Origin of the sequence: Mesorhizobium sp. M7A.F.Ca.CA.004.04.2.1 (assembly GCF_004022825.1) — a bacterium.
GTDB lineage: Bacteria > Pseudomonadota > Alphaproteobacteria > Rhizobiales > Rhizobiaceae > Mesorhizobium.
This window is the reverse complement of the sequence record NZ_RZPH01000481.1, coordinates 1-4,370: the sequence shown is the minus strand read 5'-3', so window position 1 is coordinate 4,370 and position 4,370 is coordinate 1. Positions and strand designations below refer to the sequence as shown.

The window sequence follows — 4,370 nt, the reverse complement described above, 5'->3', positions numbered from 1 at the left end:
CCAATGCCCGACTGCTGGATTCGCGCCAGTCCGTGGCCGACCTGCAGGGCAAGATCCTGGACTACGAAACCGCCATCCTCACCGCCAAGCAGGCGATCAGCAAGGCGAAGCAGGATGCTATCGATGCCCAGAACACCTTGAGTTCAAGTCTCGCCACTGACCGGCAGCAGACCGAGGCCGACCTGAACGAGGCCGCGTTGAAGGTGAACATGCAGAAAGGCCTGATAGCCCAGGCCAGCGATCCCGCGATGGCGGCCGCTATGACAAATGATCAGCAGCCGACCCTGCTCTATTCACTGGTGCGCAATGTCGACGGCAAGACCACCGAAATAGCCGCCAAGGAAGAAACCCCGGTGCTGCCCGGCGATGTGATCAAGATCAAGCTGGCGCCGCTGGCCAGCCAATAGACCGACTTCCAACACGATCCAGTGTTTCGAGCCAGAGCCTCACCCGACAATCGGGATGAGGCTCTGGCTCAGTTGTTTGAACATCTCCCTACGGAAACCATAATAGCGGTCTCGGGATCGAGGCTTCCCGTCCGAGCACATGCTTGCTCAAAAAGGAAGGCCGCTCCCTTCAGCCCGCGAGATGATAATTTATGAGGGACCGGCGCCCGCCGGATGGCCGGCATACCGAGGCCAGTCAGTCTCGCCCCCGGCCGCGTCAGCCGGCTCCAGAGCCGGTGACCGCCGCCTGCGGGTAACGGGCAGCCGCGCCAGCTTGAAGAAGCTGAAATACATCAGGAAAGAACCCATGATGTAGGGGTTGAGTATCTCGACCTCGACGAAGGAGCGGATCAGCAGCAGGACCATCACGCCGAAAAGGATCACCGAGTCCGCCTGCCATGCCTTGAAGATAACCGCCGAGACGTGGCCGTAGAGCGTGCGCAGCATGATCAGCGACACCAGCGTCGCTCCGACGAAGCCGAGTTCGACGAGGGCCTCGATATAGGTGTTGTGGAAGTGGAAGCCGGTGCGGGTGGTGATGTAGAATTCGTTCCACAGCCGCTCGGCTTCAGCGAAGCCCTGCACCCAATAGGCGGCATAGCCGACGCCGAGAATCGGCGATTTCTGGACCGTGTTCCAGCCTTGCTCCCACAGATAGGTTCGCCCGGTGAGCGTCGAATCCTTGCCGAAGAGGCCGAGGACGAAGTCCATCAGCCCGAGATTCAAGGCGACGAAGGCCGTCACGACCAGCAGGCCGGCGCCGATCAGGAAGATGACCCGGCGATAGCGGCGTGACAGAAGTTTGCTCATCGCAAGAAGCGCCACCAGCGCCAGCACCGCGGGTATCGACGCCATCGAGGTGGCGGAATGCGAAGCGACCAGGACATAGGCCGACAGCAGCACGACGGGCACCGCCAGGATGAAGCTGAGCCGGCCGCGCCTGTAGAAGGCAAGGAAGACAACGCAGAAATAGATGCCGAGCGAGCCGACAAAGCCGATCTGATTCTTGGAGGCGAAGGCGCCGACGAAGTTCACGGTGCCGTCGAGGACATCCTCGGAATAGTTCCCGACCTTCAGCGAATAGATGAGGACGACGAATATTCCGATCAGCGCCCCTATGGTCAGCGTGCGCACGCTGACGGTGCGCGCAGCTACGTAGGCGCAGGCGATATGGGAAAAATACTGGACCGACGTCCTTGCGGTGACGCCGGGGGCCTGCGACCAGAAAACCGAGAAGCAGATATAGGCCGCAAACAGCAGCGGCAGCCAGGCGCTGGACAGATGCCGCAGAAACCGCCGGTAGTCGACCAGGATGAGCGGAAGCCAGACCGCATAATAGGCCAGGATCAAGATCTGGCCGAAGATGACCGAATAGGAAAACGCCCAGATCGAAACGGCTACGGCAAAGGCGCCATAGACCGAGTTCTTCTCGGGATCGATCAGCAGTGACTTTGGAATCTTCATCTCAGGGTTCCGCCGACACGACCTAGGGCCGGCAAGCCATGAGCCGGCCGGAATCTTCGCAAATATGGGCGTGCAATAAACGGCGTCTCCATTGTGCAGTGCAATATAACCTATTGCGCCCGGCGCTCAATGGCAAATCCGGTCACCTTGTCTTACAGCGAGGCATCTGCGGAGAGATCAGCCGCTACCAAAGCGCTCCGCCGGTGATCTGGATGTTCTCCATGGTAATGCCCTTGGCCAGATCCGAGCACAGGAAGACCGCCAGTGCGGCAATCTCCTGCGGCTGCAGCATGCGCTGCTGCGGGTTGCCTTTGGCGATCTCGGCCATCGCTTCCTCAGCGGTGCGCCCCTTGCCTTCGCGCTCGACGACCTGCGCCACATTGCGGCGCATCAGTTCGGTCTCGACCCAGGTCGGGCTGATCATGACGCAGGTGACGCCATGCGCTGCCCCCTCCAGCGCCACGCAGCGCGTGAGGCCGAGAAGGCCGGCCTTGGACGCGCAGTAGGCTGGGTTGTCCTTCCAGCCGACCGAGGCGGCGGTTGAGCCGATGTTGACGATGCGGCCCCAGCCGCGTTCGATCATGCCCGGCAGTACCGCACGCGTGACGCGGAAGGCGCCCGTCAGGTTGGTATCGACGATCTTGTCCCATAGCGCGTCGGAATGGCCGCAGACCGGCTGCTCCGCGGTCGTCCCAGCGGCATTGACCAGGATATCGGCGGGGCCGATGGCCGCCTCGGCGTCAGCTGCGAACCGATTGGCGACGTCGCTGTCGCGAACGTCAAGGTGTGCGGCGTGAACCCTCGTTCCGTGGACGGTAAGGGCCGCACGCACGCGCTCGATCTCGTCCGCGCCGGGATAATAGGCGGCATCGGACTTGTCGGCGCTGGCCGGCGCGATGTAGGAGCCGACGGCGACATTGGCGCCGGCTTCAGCCAAAGCCGTGGCAATGGCAAAGCCCATGCCCGAGAACCCACCGGTAACGATGGCGCTACGGCCGGAAAGGTTGTTCATGGCGCACGGTCTCCACTTCGTTCCGGGCAGGCAATCAGGCCTGACCGTATTTGGCAATCACACCGGCGCAGCCTCCATCGCCAGCGTTTCATGTTTGCTGGAGCGGTTTGCCTAGCCATTCGCGATAGAAGCCTTCGAGGTCGGGCTCGAAATCGTGGACGATGGGATAGCCAGGTGCCGCCGCTTCCACTTCGTGCAGCGTGCCGCATTGCGGACAGATGAATTCGCGGATCTCCATCCATTCGGGATCGGGGAGATCGCTGTTGGGATAGATTTCGCGCAAAGCCCCCTCGGTGTTGCGGACGTTGATCGCAGCCTTCAGCTTCCAGTTCTTGCGATAGTCGCCGAAGGAGTGGCCGCATTCGCAGCGGGTAATGCGCTCATCGCCGCTCTGGCAGATGAACAGATGGTCCGAGACCGGCAGCAGGATCGGATCTTTCCAGGCGACACGATCCTGATAGACGGCAACCATCTTGAAGAAACGGTCATCGTCCTTGTAGGCACTCATGATCCGCCTTGTCTGTGGCCAGGGCAGCTTGCCTGCGACCAGATCGCCCAGGACTTCCTTGCTATACGAGGTCATGGCTTTGCTCCCGGCATGAAGATCGATCTGGCATCGACGTTCCAGAACTCGCTGAATTCGCTGGTGAAGCGCGGCGACAGCTTGATCGCGCTGGCGTACATTTTCTTCACCTCGGGGGCGAAATCGGCCCTTTCGACACGACCACGCTCCTTGGCGATCCAATCCACCACAGGGACCGCCTTGGCCAGACGCTCTTTGCGCATGGCGGCGCGGCGCTCGACCGTGGCGTCGATATCGGCGATGGGATAGCCGTCTTCATCGTCCTTCAGCACAATGCCGAAAACCTGGTCCGCCGCTTGCCGGGTGAGAAAGCCGTTCTCGACATCCCAGGCGGTCTTGATCGGATCGCGCTCCAGTACGTCGCCGTAACCACCGCCGCCATTGTAGGAATGGCTGAAGATGTCGCCGGATTTGTGCGGCGAGGTGATGTAGGGGCCCTCGACCACGACATGGTCGCCACCGATGTTCCGCTCGTAGTCGGAGACATGCGGATCGATGCCGGGCGCATGCGCCAGCGGTTCGCCTTTTGCCGCGAGTTCGTGAATGTCTGAGTTGCGCACGGCGCGATGCTTCTGGCAGGTCGGCGCCGGATAACCGCCGCACATGCCGCCATTGTCGAACACGCGCGAAGAATGTTCGGAGGTGTGGAGCCGCAGATGCGACGTCTTGTTGATCAGCCAGGTCGAGACGAAGGAACAGCCGCCGCGATATTTGCCGGCACCGCCGGAGTTGGGCACGATCGAGCGGCCGATATAGACCATCGGCATCGACTGTTCCCAGACCTCGATGTTGCCCATGTCGGATTCCGGGTTCCAGCCGACATAGGCGGTGTCGAGACCATCCTTGATGGCGAGCGCGCCGGAGC

At 61.6% G+C, this 4,370-nt stretch carries 4 protein-coding genes and 1 pseudogene; 1 reads left to right on the top strand and 4 read right to left on the bottom strand.

Annotated elements, in window-relative coordinates; genetic code table 11:
• Nucleotides 1-407: pseudogene (locus EN893_RS20525) on the top strand (sugar ABC transporter substrate-binding protein); the annotation flags it as partial.
• Nucleotides 408-596: 189 nt separating this feature from the next.
• Here the strand turns inward: EN893_RS20525 and EN893_RS20520 are convergent.
• The 4 genes from EN893_RS20520 to EN893_RS20505 all read right to left on the bottom strand — a co-directional run.
• Nucleotides 597-1,910: an O-antigen ligase gene (locus EN893_RS20520; protein WP_127270875.1), complete on the bottom strand. Its 1,314-nt coding sequence runs from the start codon at nt 1,908-1,910 to the stop codon at nt 597-599.
• A gap of 184 nt (nt 1,911-2,094) precedes the next feature.
• On the bottom strand, nt 2,095-2,922 hold the full coding sequence (locus EN893_RS20515; protein ID WP_127269097.1) for an SDR family NAD(P)-dependent oxidoreductase: 828 nt from the start codon (nt 2,920-2,922) through the stop codon (nt 2,095-2,097).
• 88 nt (nt 2,923-3,010) lie between these two features.
• Nucleotides 3,011-3,505 (bottom strand): acetone carboxylase subunit gamma, encoded by a 495-nt coding sequence (locus tag EN893_RS20510; protein WP_127269096.1) that lies wholly within the window; start codon nt 3,503-3,505, stop codon nt 3,011-3,013.
• Nucleotides 3,502-4,370: hydantoinase B/oxoprolinase family protein (locus tag EN893_RS20505; protein WP_206640148.1), on the bottom strand; the 869-nt coding region annotated here is incomplete at its 5' end. The genes EN893_RS20510 and EN893_RS20505, both read right to left, overlap by 4 nt.